Source organism: Nitratidesulfovibrio sp. 1201_IL3209, assembly GCF_036763125.1.
Classification (GTDB): domain Bacteria; phylum Desulfobacterota; class Desulfovibrionia; order Desulfovibrionales; family Desulfovibrionaceae; genus Cupidesulfovibrio.
In genome coordinates this window covers 1-13,839 of the sequence record NZ_JBAIYT010000007.1, presented here as the reverse complement: position 1 = coordinate 13,839, position 13,839 = coordinate 1, and the positions used below count along the sequence as shown (strand labels likewise).

Below are 13,839 nucleotides of genomic sequence, written 5' to 3'. Positions count from 1 at the left end.
CGTCGGGCCCGGCCTGCGTCATGCCTTGCGGGCGCGCCGCTGGCCGAAGACGAGGTAGGCAAGCCCGCCGAGCACGGGAAGGAATATCCCGGCCGCCATCCACAGGGCTTTTTCCGCCGGGCGTTCGAACTCGTGGTTGTAAGAATGCCAGATGCACCACAGGTTGGGCAAGATGGGAATGGCGAGCAGGGGGATGAGCAGGGCGGTATTCATGCGGGTCTCCTACCGGGCCTTGGGTGCGGAGTTGCGGGGCGCGGGCTGGCGGTACATGGCGATGAAGGCCAGGAACGCCCCGACGCAGATGGCGATGTCCGCCACGTTGAAGGCGGGCCAGTGCCAGTCGCCCACGTAGAAGTCCAGGAAGTCGATCACCGCGCGAAAGCGCACCCGGTCGACGAGGTTGCCGAGGGCGCCGCCGAGGATGCAGCCGAACCCGGTGAACAGCACCTTGTCTTCCTGCGCCGCGCGGGTAAGCGAGACGATGGCCCACACCGCCAGCACCGTGGCCACCAGGAACAGCCAGAACTGCCACTCTATGTCGGAGCGGTTCAGGAAGCCGAAGGCCGCCCCCCGGTTGCGCACGTTGACCAGGTCGAAGAACCCGGCGACGACCGGCACCGAGTGGTGTTCGGGAATGGCCGTCACCGCCCACAGCTTGGTGAGCTGGTCGAGGCCGATGACGGCCGCGGCGATGGAGAAGACCATGACGAATCTGGGACGCATGGGGCCTCTTTGGGCTTTGGGCGTATGCCCCGCCCGGCCGCGCATCGGCGTCGCCGGGCGGGGGGAGCATGATCGGGCCTGTTGCCGCTACCCGGCGCCGCCGGTGCGCAGCACCGTGGTGCAGCGGCCGCAGGCGCCGGGGAAGTCCGGGTCGGCGCCAAGGTCCTCGTGGTAGATCCAGCAGCGCTCGCACTTGGCGCCGGGGGCCTTGGCCACGCCGATGCGCAGGCCCTTGACCTCCTCGGAGGCGAAGGCGGTTTCCGGCGCGTCCTCCAGCGGGGCGATGTTCAGCCTGGAGACAATGAACACCGCGCGCAGGTCGGTGCCGGTGGCGCGCAGCAGGGCGGCCAGCTTGTGGTCGGCGTACAGGGTCACGTGGGTATCCAGCGAATGGCCCACCGTGCCCGCCTTGCGCAACGGCTCGATGGCCTTGGTCACCTCGGACCGCACGGCCAGCACGGCCTCCCACCGTTCGCTCTCGTCGGAACTGACGTTGTACAGCGGCGTGTCGGCCCCGCGCAGGGCGAACACCGTGGGCGCGGCCGGGCGCAACGCCTCGGGGATGTGCCGGAACACTTCCTCGGCCGTGAAGCTGAGCACCGGGGCCATGTCGCGCACCAGCACCAGCAGGATGTGCAGCAGGGCCGTCTGGGCCGAGCGGCGTTCCGGGCTGTCCTTGGCCGAGGCGTACAGGCGGTCCTTGAGCACGTCGAGGTAGAAGGCGCTGAGGTCGGTCACGCACAGGTTGTGCAGGGTGTGGAACACCTTGTGGAACTCGAACTCGGCATACGCCTCCTGGATGCGGGTGTGGGCGTCGGTGACGATGTCCAGCGCGTAGCGGTCCAGCGGGTCCATGACCGAGAACGGCACGATCTCTTCGGGCGTCAGGTCGTCGAGGTTGCCCAGCAGGTAGCGGCAGGTGTTGCGGATGCGCCGGTAGGCGTCCACCAGGCGGCTGAGGATTTCGTCCGAGATGCGGATGTCCTCGCGGTAGTCCACGGACGCCACCCACAGGCGCAGGATTTCCGCGCCGTACTTGTCGATGATCTCCTGCGGCGCGATGACGTTGCCGATGGACTTGGACATCTTGCGGCCCTCGCCGTCCACCACGTAGCCGTGGGTGAGCACGGCGCGGTAGGGCGGCACGCCGCGCGTGCCCATGGAGGCCAGCAGCGAACTGTGGAACCAGCCGCGATGCTGGTCCGAGCCTTCCAGGTACAGGTCCGCCGGGAACGAGGTGTCCTCGCGCTGCTCCAGCACGGCCGAGAAGCTGGTGCCGGAATCGAACCACACGTCCAGGATGTCGGTTTCCTTCTTCCAGTGGTTGCCGCCGCAGTGCGGGCAGGCCAGACCGGCGGGCACGACGTCTTCCAGCGGCGTTTCGTACCAGTAGTCGCAGCCGGTGGGGTGTTTGGCGAAGCGGTCGGCGATGTCGCGCATCCAGGCGGCGTCGTTCCACGCCTCGCCGCAGCCTTCGCAGAGCAGGGCGATGATGGGCACGCCCCAGGTGCGCTGGCGCGAGATGCACCAGTCGGGGCGGAATTCGATCATGTTGTGGATGCGTTCCTCGCCCCAGGCCGGAATCCAGCGCACGTCGTTGCGGATGGCCGACAGGGCGCGGGCGCGCAGGTCGTTCCGTTCCATGGCGATGAACCACTGGGTGGTGGCCCGGAAGATGACCGGCTTCTTGCAGCGCCAGCAGTGCGGGTAGCTGTGCGAAATCTTGCGCTCCGCCAGCAGGTTGCCCACTTCGCGCAGCTTTTCGATGACCTTGGGGTTGGCCTCGAACACGGTGAGCCCGGCGAAGAAGGGCACGGAATCGAGGAAGCGCCCTTCGTCGTTGAGCGGCGAAAGGATTTCCAGCCCGTAGCGCAGGCCGGTCTCGTAGTCCTCGCGGCCGTGGCCGGGCGCGGTGTGCACGCAGCCGGTGCCGGAATCGAGCACCACGTAGTCGGCCAGCACCACCGGAGAGGGGCGGTCGTAGAAGGGGTGCGCGGCGGCCAGCCCTTCCAGCTTCGCGCCCGGCACGGTGGCGACGACTTCATGGCCTTCCCAGCCGAAGGTCTTGGCGCAGCTTTCCACCAGCGCGGCGGCCAGCACGTAGTGCGCGCCGTCCTGGCGGACCACGGCGTAGTCGTGGTCGGGGTGCACGGCCACGGCCATGTTGTCGGGCAGGGTCCACGGGGTGGTGGTCCAGATGACGATATACGCGGTGGCCGCGTCTGCGGGGGGCAGGCCCAGCACGTCGGCCACCCTGGCGTCGCGCAGGGGGAAGCGCACGAAGATGGAGGGCGAGGTGTGGTCGTAGTATTCCACCTCGGCCTCGGCCAGGGCGGTCTGGCACGAGCAGCACCAGTAGATGGGCTTCTTGCTGCGCACCACGCTGCCCGCGGCCACGAAGTTGCCGAGCTCGCGCGCGGTGGCCGATTCGTAGGCCGGGTCCATGGTGACGTACGGCTTGTCCCACGCGCCCAGCACGCCCAGGCGCTTGAATTCCTTGCGCTGGATGTCCAGGTATTTTTCCGCGTACTGGCGGCAGCGCTTGCGTACCACGTGGGCGGGAAGTTCCTTCTTCTTTTCACCCAGTTCCAGCTCCACCTTGTGTTCGATGGGCAGGCCGTGACAGTCCCAGCCGGGCACGTAGCGGGCGGCGTAGCCCTGCATGTTGCGCGACTTGACCACCATGTCCTTCAGGATCTTGTTCAGCGCCGTCCCCAGGTGAATGTGCCCGTTGGCGTAGGGGGGGCCGTCGTGGAGGACGTACGCGCCCTTCTGGCCGGACGCCTGGGCCATGGCGGCGTAGGCGTCTATTCCTTCCCAGAACTTAAGCATTTCCGGCTCGCGCTGGGTAAGGTTGGCCTTCATGGGAAATTTGGTGTCGGGCAGATGCAGGGTCTTCTTGTAGTCGCTCATGGACGTGCTGCTCCTGGGGGGTATCGGCATGCCGGAAGGTCCGGCGGCGGCGCATGGCCGCGCCCGGCGGGGGTGACGGCGCGCGTGGCGCGTACCGCCGGGTGATGCAAAACGATGTAATTGGTTCAAGAAGGTGCGGAAGTCAAGCCGCGCGCGGCCCGCGCGGGCGCTGGAACGGCGGGAGGATGGCTGGCGCGGTGCGCGGAACGGGGGCGAGGGAGGTCCGTCGAAGGGGCGGAGGGATTGCCGCACGGGGGGCGGCACGGGTCTGGCCGCACAAGTCCGGCGTACCGCGTTGCGCCCGCTACGATCCGACGGTTTCGCCAGTTCCGCCAGAATCGCCAGTTCCGCCGCCCCTGACCATGTCCAGAACGTGCGGCAGGGCCGCCCTTGCCATGCGTTCGGCCCCGGCGGCGTTGGGGTGCAGGCCGTCCCACAGGGTCAGGTCCGCCACGCCCCAGATGCCGTCCAGCACGTAGGGCCACAGGGGCACGCCGAAGCGTGCGGCCAGGCGCGGGAACAGGGCGTCGTAGTCTTCGGCGTAGTCAGGGTCGTCGGAAAATTCGGCCCTGAACCCGGCCAGCAGCGCGGGCACGCCCCGTTCGGCCAGCAGGGCCAGGATGGCGGCCAGGTTTTCCTCCATGTCCTGCGGGTCCAGCCCCATGAAGCCGTCGTTGGCCCCCAGTTCCACCATGGCGAAGCAGCGCGGGGCCGCCCCCACGTCGTTGACGAAGCCGGGGGTGCGGGCCAACCACGCGCGCAGGCGGCGCAGGCCGCCCGCCGTGGTGTCGCCCGAAAGGCCCAGGTTGATCACCGTGGCGTCAGGGTGACGCGCCGTTGGACCGCCCGCGCGCAGCAGCCGTTCCAGCGCGGCGGGAAAGGCGGCCTCGGGTTCCAGGCCGTAGCCCTCGGTCAGGCTGTCGCCGAGGGCCAGCAGGGTGAGGGGGAGTGCGGTGGAGTGCGACATGGGGGCTCGTGTTGCGGGCGGAAAGAGCGGCGCGATGGGACTCGCTACCTTGGCCGCATCACCGGTTGTCGGATGTCACCCGGCCTTGTTCCAATTGGGGAAAAGCTCTTTCAGCCGTTCGACGGTATGCCGCCACTTGGGTGTTTTCGGCGCGCAGACGGTATTCTGGTTGCCGAACATTCCCGCTTCATTAACAGCTTCAGCCAGCGGTCGGGTTTCGGTCCAATCCACAGCTACGAAGCTCTCGATTCGTTCGGGATCATTAATGAACTCCCGATGGTAGCTCGCTTTTGTCAGCACGTCCATGGCAGGCCGCTCTACTCCATGCTCGTCCTTCAGCGTGAAGTCGGTTGCTGGTACCGGCCCGCCGCGAACGCGGCCAACCCCAACGAAGCCATACCCCGGAGCCTTGACCCAGATCAGGTCATCCGTCTGAAGAAGACCGAGGGTGCCGCTATACCAGGAACCGCCACCCGCGCAGATGAAGCCGTAACGGCGCGCCTCTTCCCAATCGCGGGTCTTACTGTGCCCGAACGAGGCATAGTATTCGCCGTTCCATGGCTCCTTTATCGCCTTGGCGCTGCTGGTTGCGGCGGCGGCCTGCGTTTCGACGGGGTCGAGCAGCCATGCGCGGCTGAGCAGGTGCCCCGATTCGCTCTCGAACACCTGGAAGCACAGCACGTTGATGGGGATGTCGCGGCGGTTCAGGTAGCCGACGATCCGTTCGCTGGCGGCATCCAGTGCCGAGGCCACGATGACGATCTGGTGGGACTGGTTCAGCGTTTCCGGATCGAGGGGTTGGCCGAAACGTGCGGTAAAGGCGGCATCCAGAGACCCGCCATTCGCAAATCGGGCGTAGATGCGCGTGATGTCCTGAGCCTCAAGCTGTTCCGCCCAGCTTGCGTAGTCGATGGCCTGTGCGACCACCTCGCGCGGGGTCTTGCCGCGTTTCAGCTCAATGAGAATCAGCGTTCCATCGGGGGCAAGCGCCAGAAGGTCGATGCGGCCACCTAAGCCAGTGTCTTCCTGGCGGCCGATGATCATCCATTCCCGCGACAGGATGTCTGGTGCCGCGACGATCATGTCTTCCAGTAGCGCCTCGCTGGGCAGTGAGCCTTCGCGCAACGGTTGCGGTGTTGCGCCAACATGCCAAAGGCTGTGCTGGATCGGCATGTTCGGAACTCCTAGAACCCGGCGGGCTGGCCTTCCACGGCCTCGGACATTTCGCGCAGCAGCCGCAGGGTTTCCTCGGCCTCGGCCTTGTCCAGCACGCGCAGGGCGAACCCGGCGTGCACGATGACGTATTCGCCGATGGCGGGACGTTCGGGCAGCAGCATGGCCGAGACGTTGAGGTAGGTTTCGCTCTTGCCCACACGACACTTGGCCATGCCGGCGTCATTGATTTCAACGATCTCGGCGGGGATGGCGAGGCACATCGGGTCTGCTCCGTCGGGTTGTTCTGTCAGGTTGTTCAGGCAGGTTGTTCAGTCGGTGGCCGGGGCGCAGTCGCCGCCCGCGCGGCGTACCTCGGCGACCACGGCGTCGCACAGCAGGGGCAGGCGCTGGCCCGCCACGGGGGAAAGTTCGGTGCCCAGCGACTGGTAGTCGTGGGGCTCCATGCCGATGATCACCGCCTCTGGCCGTTTGCCTACCAGTTCGCAGAAGATCAGGGTGTCCACGAGGTCGGTCTGGTGCATGGAGTCGTTGAAGCCGAGGCTCTTGCGCAGGTCTTCGCCGGTCAGGCGGTAGACGGCGCCGGGTTCGTCGCCCGCGAGCACGGCGTCCACCACGATGAGGTGGTCGCACTCCATGATGGCGTCCATGAGCCGCATGCCAAGGGTGCCGCCGTCCATGACGGTGACGTTGTCGCTGAAGGCGTGCGCCTTCTGCAACGCCTCGACGGCGCGCACGCCGATGCCTTCGTCGGTGTACAGGATGTTGCCCACGCCAAGGACGAGGATGTTGGGGCGGTTGCTCATGTGGGGTGTACTATAGGGTTGGAAAAGGCCCGGCGCAAGGCCGGGCCTTTTGGTTTTCAGGGGTAAAGCGCAGGCTTCGCGCCGTGTCGTCTGGCCTGCCCGGGCGCCTTTTGCCGGGCGTCCGGCCGTGCAGGCGCGCGGGCGCGAAGCCGCGTGGCCTACAGGATGCGGAACTTGTGCACTTCGTTGGTGTGCCCGTCGATGACGTGCACGCCGCAGGCGATGCACGGGTCGAACGAGTGCACCGTGCGCAGGATTTCCACCGGGCGCTTGGCGTCGGCCACCGGGGTGCCGATGAGCGACTCTTCCACCGGGGCCATCTTGTTCTTGCCGCAGCGGGGGCCGAGGCTCCAGGTGGAGGGCACGACCAGCTGGAAGTTGCCGATCTTGCCGTCCTCGATGCGGATCCAGTGCGACAGGCCGCCGCGCGGGGCGTTGACGAAGCCCACGCCCTCCGCCTGCTTGGGCATTTCCCACGGGGCGCAGATGACGTTGTCGCCACTGGCGATGTTGTCCTTGTATTCCTGCAACATCACGCCCACGTATTCGGCGATGACGGCGGTTTCGATGCCGCGCGCCGCCGTGCGGCCCAAGGTGGAGAACAGGGCTTCCGGGCCCACGCCCAGCTTGGCCAGCACGGCGTCGGTCAGGGCCTTCACCTTGGGATGCCCCTGCGCGTAGGCCACCAGCACCTGGGCGAGAGGCCCGGTTTCCATGGGTTCGCCCATGTAGCGGGGGGCCTTCATCCACGAGTAGCGGTCGTCGCCGTGCAGGTCGGTGTACTTGGGCTGGGTCTGGCCCTTCCACGGGTGGAGGGCTTCCGCGCCTTCGTACCAGCTGTGGCGCACGTGCTCTTCGATCTGCATCTTGTCGAAGGGCTTGAGGTTGGCGATGTCGCGCTTGAAGACCACGCCCGGCTTGAAGTACCGGCTGTTCAGGTCGTACTCGTCCTTGGGGAATTCGCCGAAGGTGATGAAGTTGGTGGTGCCGCCGTACTGCGCCCAGTCCTTGTAGGCCGCCGCCACCACCAGCAGGTCGGGGATGTACACTTCATCCACGAACGCCTTGGTTTCCTTCCACAACGCCTCGAACTCCGCGATGCGCTGCGGGGTCAGGGCGTCGTAGCAGGTCACGCCGCCCACCACGGTGAACTGGGTGTGCGGGTTCTTGGCGCCGAACACGGCCATGGCGCGGGCCGCCTTCACTTGCAGGCGCAGGGCCTCCAGGTAGTGGGCGGTGGCGATGAGGTTGGTTTCCGGGTCCAGGTAGTAGGCGGGGTGGCCGCCCAGGAAGTAGGCGTTGGTGAACGGGCCGAGCTGCCCGCTGTCCACGAAGGTCTTCAGCTTGTCCTGCACGGCCTTGAGGTCGGCGGCCGTGGTCTTGCGGGGCGAGATGGACGAGGCGACCTTGGCGGCCTTGGCCGGGTCGGCCTTCAGCGCGGCGGTCACGTCCACGAAGTCCAGGGCGTGCAGGTGGTAGAAGTGCACGATGTGGTCGTGCAGGTACTGCGCGCCCAGCACCAGGTTGCGGATGTAGGTGGCGTTCTTGGGAATGTGCACGCCCACGGCGTTGTCCACGCAACGGGTGGAGGCCAGCGCGTGGGTGTAGGTGCACACGCCGCAGGTGCGCTGGGTGAAGTGCTGGGCGTCGCGGGGGTCGCGGCCCTTCAGGATGATTTCCAGGCCCCGGAACAGCGTGGAACTGCTGTAGGCGTTCTTGACCTTGCCGTTCTCGACTTCCACCTCGATGCGCAGGTGGCCTTCGATGCGGGTCACCGGGTCGACGACGATGGGACCGCTATAGGAGCTCTTGGGCGTCACGGGGATGCCGCCCGGAGCATTCTGGGCTCTGCAGCCGCTCATGGTATCCTCCTTGGCTGTTGCTTGTGGGGTATGGTGACCTTGCGCGTGCGCGTGATCAGTTCTGGTAGAACGGGGTCATGGCGTCCCAGAAGTCGGGTTCGCTGCACCCGATGCAGGGGTGCCCCGCGTCCACGGGCCAGTTGGTCTGGTTGAACTTGATCTTCGGGCAGTTGTTCATGGTCACCGGGCCCTTGCAGCCCAGCTCGTAGAGGCACCAGCCCTTGCGGGCTTCTTCCGATTCGAACGACGGGGCGAATTCGCCCGCGTCGAAGTGCGGCAGGCGGGGGCACTGTTCGTGCACGGTCAGGCCGAAGAACATGGTGGGCCGGTTCAGGCTGTCCAGTTCGGGCACGGCCTTGTTCTGCAGGTAGTACACGATGGTGCCGACCAGGTTGTACGGGTTCGGCGGGCAGCCGGAGATGTTGATGGCGTTGACGCCGAGGTGCTTCAGCGCGTCGTTGACGCCCTTGGCCCCGGTGGGGTTGGGCTTGGCCGCCTGCACGCCGCCGAAGGTGGCGCAAGTGCCGTACGAGATGACGGCCTGGGCCTTGGGCAGGATGCGCGAGCAGATGTCCAGCATGGTGTGGTTGGCCACCTTGCCGTAGATGCCGTTGGCAGCCGTGGGGATGCCGCCTTCCACCACGGCGATGAAGCCGTGCGGGCTGTTGACGGCCTGTTCCAGGGCGGCTTCCGCCGCCTCGCCCGCGGCGGCCATGATGGTCTCATGGTAGTCGAGGGAGAGCGTGTCCAGAATGAGGGTGTCGATGTAGGGTTCGAACGCGCGCAGCACCGATTCGGAACAGCCGGTGCATTCGGCGTTGTGCAGGTAGACCACGGACGGACGCCGGGGACCCATGAGCGCGCGGGCAACTTCCGGCGCGAACGCGGGGCCCATGCCCATGGTCACGGCGATGGCCGTACAGAACTTGAGGAAGTCGCGTCGTGACACGCCGCGTTCCGCAAGCCTTTCCTCCACGCCCTCCTTGCCGAGACCGATCGAGATTTTCATCCCTGCCTCCTTCGGCACGGCGTCATGCCGTGCCTGCCCGCCGCCAGCGGCGCGACGGGGTAAGGGTCGTACTGGTGCGAAAGGCCCCCCGGATGCGGGCGCTTCTGCGTGCATCCGTTTCCCGCGGTGACCTGTCCGCACGTTTGGCGGGAAGATACAACACATTGAAACGTTATTCCAATTGAAAATGCAAATGACGCACACATTTCCGCATCGCGGAAGGGAATGCCTGCCTGCAACGCCCGGCACGGCGCATCGTAACCTGCGCATCCGCCATGCAATGAAGGCCGGGATTACTGTCATATTGCGTTGTTTGTGTGTTCAATTTTGAGCGGTAGGTGTGCTGAAGGCGGGTAGTGGGGAAACCAAAGAAAGTGCCACGTTTTAAAAAAACGTGGCACTTTCTTTGGTGCGTTACTTATCAACGCGTCGCTGGGGGGGGCGGCCTTCACCGGACCCGGCTCGCCCGGCTGGTCTGGCCTGCCCGGCTTACCCCGGTTGCCCAGCTTACGTGGCCTGCGCGGTTCAGCCGGCCTGTTCCATTTCCGCGATGATGGTGCGGATTTCTTCGCGCGCCACCTCGACGAAGCGCGGAAAGGCGGCCTGCACCGGCTCGGAAAGCCCGATGTTCCAGTTCAGGAAGTCGTGCGGCTCCATGCCGATGACCTGCATGCGCGGACGCGGGCCGCGCAGTTCGGCCATTTTCAGCGAGTCGATGAGATCCACGTCGTGGATGGACAGCCGCTGTTTCTCGTTCTGGACCAGGTCGTCCTCGGACAGGCGGTAGATGGTGCCGGGGGCGCCCTTGGCGTGCACGATGTCCAGCACCAGCAGGCGGTCGTACCCTTCGAACAGGTAGAAGATGTCCTGGGTGAAGGTGCCGCCGTCCATGATGGTGACGTTCTGCGGCCAGGTTTCCTTCATCAGTTCCTCGGCGGCGAACACGCCGACGCCGTCGTCGGTGAGCAGGGTGTTGCCGATGCCGAGTACGAGCAGCTTCTGCATGGGATGCTCCGGTGTCTCCTGGTCTTCGTGCGTACGCGGAAAAAAATGGCGCCGCATAATGCGGCCCGGTCCGTGCCGGTGTGTGTGGGGGGAGCGATGGGGCTTCGGTGTCCGGGCGGCCCGTCGTCGGCAACCACCTTATGGCGGGGTCGATGGCGGCGCAAGATGGTGGGCGCACGGGCGGCGGAAAAAGAAGAGGGGGCCCGGCCGGTCCTGCCGGTCTGGCCCCCTCCGTAGCGTCGGTCGTCTTCGTCTACTTCACTTCGACGACGGAAACCTTGCCGGATTCAGCGTGCAGCACGTGCACGGCGCAGCCCAGTCACGGGTCGAAGGCGCGGATCACCCGCGCCACGTTCACCGGGTTGCCGATGTCCGGCACGGGGGTGCCGATCAGGGCGCGCTCCACCGGGCCAAGCTGGCCGCTGTCGTCGCGCGGGTTGCAGTTCCAGAGCGTGGCGGACACGATCTGGTAGTTGTCGATCTTCTGGTCCTTGATGTTGACGTAGTGGACCAGCGAGCCGCGCGGCGCCTCGGTGAAGCCCACGCCCTCGGAACTGGCGGGGATTTCGGCGCCGGCCCAGGTTTCCTCGCCGGCCTTCACTTCCTTCAGCCAGCGCTCGATGGCGCCGAGCATGTAGTAGGTTTCCTCGGCGCGGGCCACGTGGCGGCCCATGACCGAGAAGGCGGCCTCGTCGCCCAGGTCGCGGAAGCGCTTGGCGTTCAGCTTGAAGAGGTCCTTCAGCAGCTTCTGGCCCGCGGGCGACAGTTCGGGGTTGGTGATCCACATGCGGGCCACCGGGCCGGATTCCACGGCCTTGCCGTTGTAGCGGGGGGCCTTGACGAAGCTGTACGCGCCGGCCTTGTGGGGCGCGGGCACCGTCTTGCCTTCCGAGAAGTGCAGGCCGGTGGTGGCGTCGTCGAACCAGGAGTACTTGACGTATTCCTTGATCAACTTGGGATCGAACGGCTGGTCCTTGCCGTCGATGTACACGCCGCGCTTCAGGTGCAGTTCGGTCATGGCGTCGTTGAGCGGGAACGCGCCGAACGAGATGCAGTTCTTGTAGCCCTGGCCGAACTTGAACAGGTCCTTGTAGGCCGCGCCCACGGTGTAGGCCACGGGCACGTACTTGGTCTCGACGAATTCGCGCACCTTCTTGAAGCGGGCGGCGTATTCGACAAGGGCTTCCCTGGTGGGGATTTCAGTGGTGCCGCCCATCACCTGGCCCTGCACGTGGGGCATGCGCCCGCCGAACATGGCGACCATTTCGTGGCAGATGCGGCGCACTTCAAGCGCTTCCAGGTACTGGTCCACCGCGGCGGCGTTGATGTCCTTGGGCAGGCGCAGGTCGGGCTTGGCGTAGCGCGGCACGAAGGGCGCGCTGTCCGGCCCCTGCACGAAGTCCAGGGCGGCCAGGTGGTAGAAGTGCAGGATGTGCGATTGCAGGTAGTTGGCGCCGAAGGTCAGGTTGCGGGTCAGGCGGCCGTTGGTGGGCACCTTGACCTTGAAGGCGTTGTCGAGCGCAAGGCACGACGCCGTGGAGTGGGCGGTGGGGCACACGCCGCAGATGCGCTGGACGATCTGCGAGGCGTCGCGCGGGTCGCGCCCGCGCAGGATGGTTTCGAAGCCGCGGTACATGCCGCCGGACAGGCGGGCGTCAACCACCACGCCGTTCTCGACGACGACTTCGGCTTTGAGGTGCCCTTCGATTCTGCTTACCGGGTCGATGGCGATGGTCGCCTTGCCGGTGGCCCCGGCAGGAGCGGCCTTGGGTGTACAGCCGGACATGGTTTCCTCCTTGGAGTATGGCGCCGGGGGCTAGGCCGAGTAGAAGGGGGACTTGCCGTCGGGGAAGTCGGGTTCGACACAGCCGATGCACACCGCGTTGGAGATGCACCAGTTCACCCCGCCGTTCCACTTGCGCTCGAAGCTGTCGCACATGGACATCGGGCCCTTGCAGCCGAGGTCGTAGCGGCAGCCGTCCTTCTGGGTGAAGGTGGCGCTCATCTTCCCGGCGTCGTACGCATCAAGGTAGGGGCAGTTTTCGTGGACGTTGCGGCCGTAGAACGGGGTGGGACGGCCGTCGGCGTCGAGCAGCTTGACCACTTCGCCAAGGCCGCCGGCGAGGCCCTTGGCCTTGATGGCGTCCAGCGCCACCACCACGGTGCCCACGATCCAGTCGGGATGGGGCGGGCAGCCGGGAATGTTCACCACCGGGGTGGCGATGCCGTTGTCCTTGAAGAACTGCGACACCGACTTGGCGCCGGTTTCGCTGCCCTGGGCGGCGGGAATGCCGCCGTAGGCGGCGCAGGTGCCCACGGCCAGCACGGCCGCGGCGTTGGCGCCGATGGTCTTCATGGCGTCAGCCATGGAGATTTCCTTGTGGTGCGCCTCGCCGATGATGCAGTACTTGCCGTCGGCCTCGGTGGGCACCGCCCCTTCGACCACGACGAAGTACTTGCCCTTGTACTGCTCGGCGATCTTCATCATGTGTTCCATGGCGGGTTCGCCTTCCCACGCCATGACGGTGGGGTGGAACTCCAGGCTGATGACCTTCAGCAGCACGTCGGCAATGGTCGGGTGCACCGAGTTCAGCAGCGACACCGAACAGCCGGTACAGCCCTGGCCCTGCAGCCAGAGCACCGGGGGCCGTTCGCCGTTCAGCGAGCCGGAAATGGCTTCACAGACGGCGGGGTGGAACATCTGGGATATCCCGAACCCTGCAACCGTGCCTGTGCACAATTTGACGAAATCACGCCTGTTGAGACTCATCCCTGCCTCCTAGGTTGCGGCGTTTGCATAGACCGTGGCGGCTATTTTCCCGCGATAGCCCCGTATTGTTTCGATGACGAATAGCCCTCCCCCCTCGCCAGGGTCAATGCACTGTCGATGGAAGGGCCGAGTTTTGATAGAAAAAAATGATTTGCCGGGGTGGGTTGCGAAGGTTGAGCGGTCAAACGCGGCTGATAGTGCGAATAAATATTAAAAATGTGTTATCGATGCCCGGGTGGTGCTACGCAGGTGTCTTGTCTGGGCGAAGCATTTCTGCCCGTGCCCATTGAGGATTTGCCAGGCCGGGCCGCACGCGGCGCGTGCGAATGCTGTGCAGGATCAGGATGAAATGCTTGAGCAAGCATTGATACGAGGAAACAATGGACAAAAAACGCCCCGGCCATATGGCCGGGGCGTTGCTGGTCGTTGACACCGTCTGCTTTTGGACGCCTCCGGCGGCCAAGGGGCTGTGGCCCCTTGGAACCCCGTGTTTTGCATTCTCGTAATGCACGGAGAACACAAATAAGAGTTTTGGGGGGAGGGGGGCCGGGGGAGGATAACCATTTAAAAAAATGTACCAACCCCCGAAGAAATTTGGTTTGTAATCAGTA

General features: G+C 65.7%; 13 protein-coding genes. All 13 read right to left on the bottom strand.

Annotated elements, in window-relative coordinates; all coding sequences use genetic code 11:
- Positions 1-18: 18 nt before the first annotated feature.
- Entirely contained in the window at positions 19-213 is a 195-nt protein-coding gene (locus V6B97_RS05360; protein WP_333505469.1) for a PLD nuclease N-terminal domain-containing protein, read from the bottom strand.
- Between the two features lie 9 nt (positions 214-222).
- Positions 223-723: a signal peptidase II gene (lspA, locus tag V6B97_RS05355; RefSeq protein WP_333505468.1), complete on the bottom strand. Its 501-nt coding sequence runs from the start codon at positions 721-723 to the stop codon at positions 223-225.
- An 87-nt stretch (positions 724-810) separates the two neighbouring features.
- A complete protein-coding gene (ileS, locus tag V6B97_RS05350; protein WP_333505467.1) occupies positions 811-3,636 on the bottom strand; it encodes an isoleucine--tRNA ligase in 2,826 nt (941 codons plus the stop codon).
- Between the two features lie 304 nt (positions 3,637-3,940).
- Complete coding sequence (locus V6B97_RS05345; protein WP_333505466.1) at positions 3,941-4,603, bottom strand: GDSL-type esterase/lipase family protein; 663 nt, start codon at positions 4,601-4,603, stop codon at positions 3,941-3,943.
- 75 nt (positions 4,604-4,678) lie between these two features.
- Positions 4,679-5,776: a nuclease gene (locus V6B97_RS05340; protein ID WP_333505464.1), complete on the bottom strand. Its 1,098-nt coding sequence runs from the start codon at positions 5,774-5,776 to the stop codon at positions 4,679-4,681.
- 11 nt (positions 5,777-5,787) lie between these two features.
- Positions 5,788-6,039: a HypC/HybG/HupF family hydrogenase formation chaperone gene (locus V6B97_RS05335; RefSeq protein ID WP_012611419.1), complete on the bottom strand. Its 252-nt coding sequence runs from the start codon at positions 6,037-6,039 to the stop codon at positions 5,788-5,790.
- A 48-nt stretch (positions 6,040-6,087) separates the two neighbouring features.
- Positions 6,088-6,582, bottom strand: coding sequence for a HyaD/HybD family hydrogenase maturation endopeptidase (locus tag V6B97_RS05330; RefSeq protein WP_333505463.1), 495 nt, complete (start codon positions 6,580-6,582; stop codon positions 6,088-6,090).
- A gap of 158 nt (positions 6,583-6,740) precedes the next feature.
- The gene (locus V6B97_RS05325) at positions 6,741-8,444 is read right to left on the bottom strand and encodes a nickel-dependent hydrogenase large subunit (protein ID WP_333505462.1); all 1,704 of its coding nucleotides are present in this window, start codon (positions 8,442-8,444) and stop codon (positions 6,741-6,743) included.
- A gap of 55 nt (positions 8,445-8,499) precedes the next feature.
- Complete coding sequence (locus tag V6B97_RS05320; protein ID WP_333505461.1) at positions 8,500-9,453, bottom strand: hydrogenase small subunit; 954 nt, start codon at positions 9,451-9,453, stop codon at positions 8,500-8,502.
- 525 nt (positions 9,454-9,978) lie between these two features.
- Complete coding sequence (hysD, locus tag V6B97_RS05315) at positions 9,979-10,458, bottom strand: NiFeSe hydrogenase maturation protease (protein WP_333505460.1); 480 nt, start codon at positions 10,456-10,458, stop codon at positions 9,979-9,981.
- A gap of 253 nt (positions 10,459-10,711) precedes the next feature.
- A complete protein-coding gene (gene hysA, locus V6B97_RS05310; protein ID WP_333505459.1) occupies positions 10,712-12,244 on the bottom strand; it encodes a NiFeSe hydrogenase large subunit HysA in 1,533 nt (510 codons plus the stop codon).
- Between the two features lie 30 nt (positions 12,245-12,274).
- A complete protein-coding gene (hysB, locus tag V6B97_RS05305; protein ID WP_333505458.1) occupies positions 12,275-13,228 on the bottom strand; it encodes a NiFeSe hydrogenase small subunit in 954 nt (317 codons plus the stop codon).
- 241 nt (positions 13,229-13,469) lie between these two features.
- On the bottom strand, positions 13,470-13,839 hold a 370-nt coding region (locus V6B97_RS05300), incomplete at its 5' end, for a hypothetical protein (protein ID WP_333505457.1).

Coding starts and splice junctions, on each gene's coding strand:
- V6B97_RS05330 (WP_333505463.1), bottom strand. CDS start 6,582: ATGAGCAACCGCCCCAACATCCTCGTCCTTGGCGTGGGCAACATCCTG.
- ileS (WP_333505467.1), bottom strand. CDS start 3,636: ATGAGCGACTACAAGAAGACCCTGCATCTGCCCGACACCAAATTTCCC.
- hysB (WP_333505458.1), bottom strand. CDS start 13,228: ATGAGTCTCAACAGGCGTGATTTCGTCAAATTGTGCACAGGCACGGTT.
- V6B97_RS05335 (WP_012611419.1), bottom strand. CDS start 6,039: ATGTGCCTCGCCATCCCCGCCGAGATCGTTGAAATCAATGACGCCGGC.
- V6B97_RS05345 (WP_333505466.1), bottom strand. CDS start 4,603: ATGTCGCACTCCACCGCACTCCCCCTCACCCTGCTGGCCCTCGGCGAC.
- hysD (WP_333505460.1), bottom strand. CDS start 10,458: ATGCAGAAGCTGCTCGTACTCGGCATCGGCAACACCCTGCTCACCGAC.
- V6B97_RS05360 (WP_333505469.1), bottom strand. CDS start 213: ATGAATACCGCCCTGCTCATCCCCCTGCTCGCCATTCCCATCTTGCCC.
- lspA (WP_333505468.1), bottom strand. CDS start 723: ATGCGTCCCAGATTCGTCATGGTCTTCTCCATCGCCGCGGCCGTCATC.
- V6B97_RS05320 (WP_333505461.1), bottom strand. CDS start 9,453: ATGAAAATCTCGATCGGTCTCGGCAAGGAGGGCGTGGAGGAAAGGCTT.
- V6B97_RS05340 (WP_333505464.1), bottom strand. CDS start 5,776: ATGCCGATCCAGCACAGCCTTTGGCATGTTGGCGCAACACCGCAACCG.
- V6B97_RS05325 (WP_333505462.1), bottom strand. CDS start 8,444: ATGAGCGGCTGCAGAGCCCAGAATGCTCCGGGCGGCATCCCCGTGACG.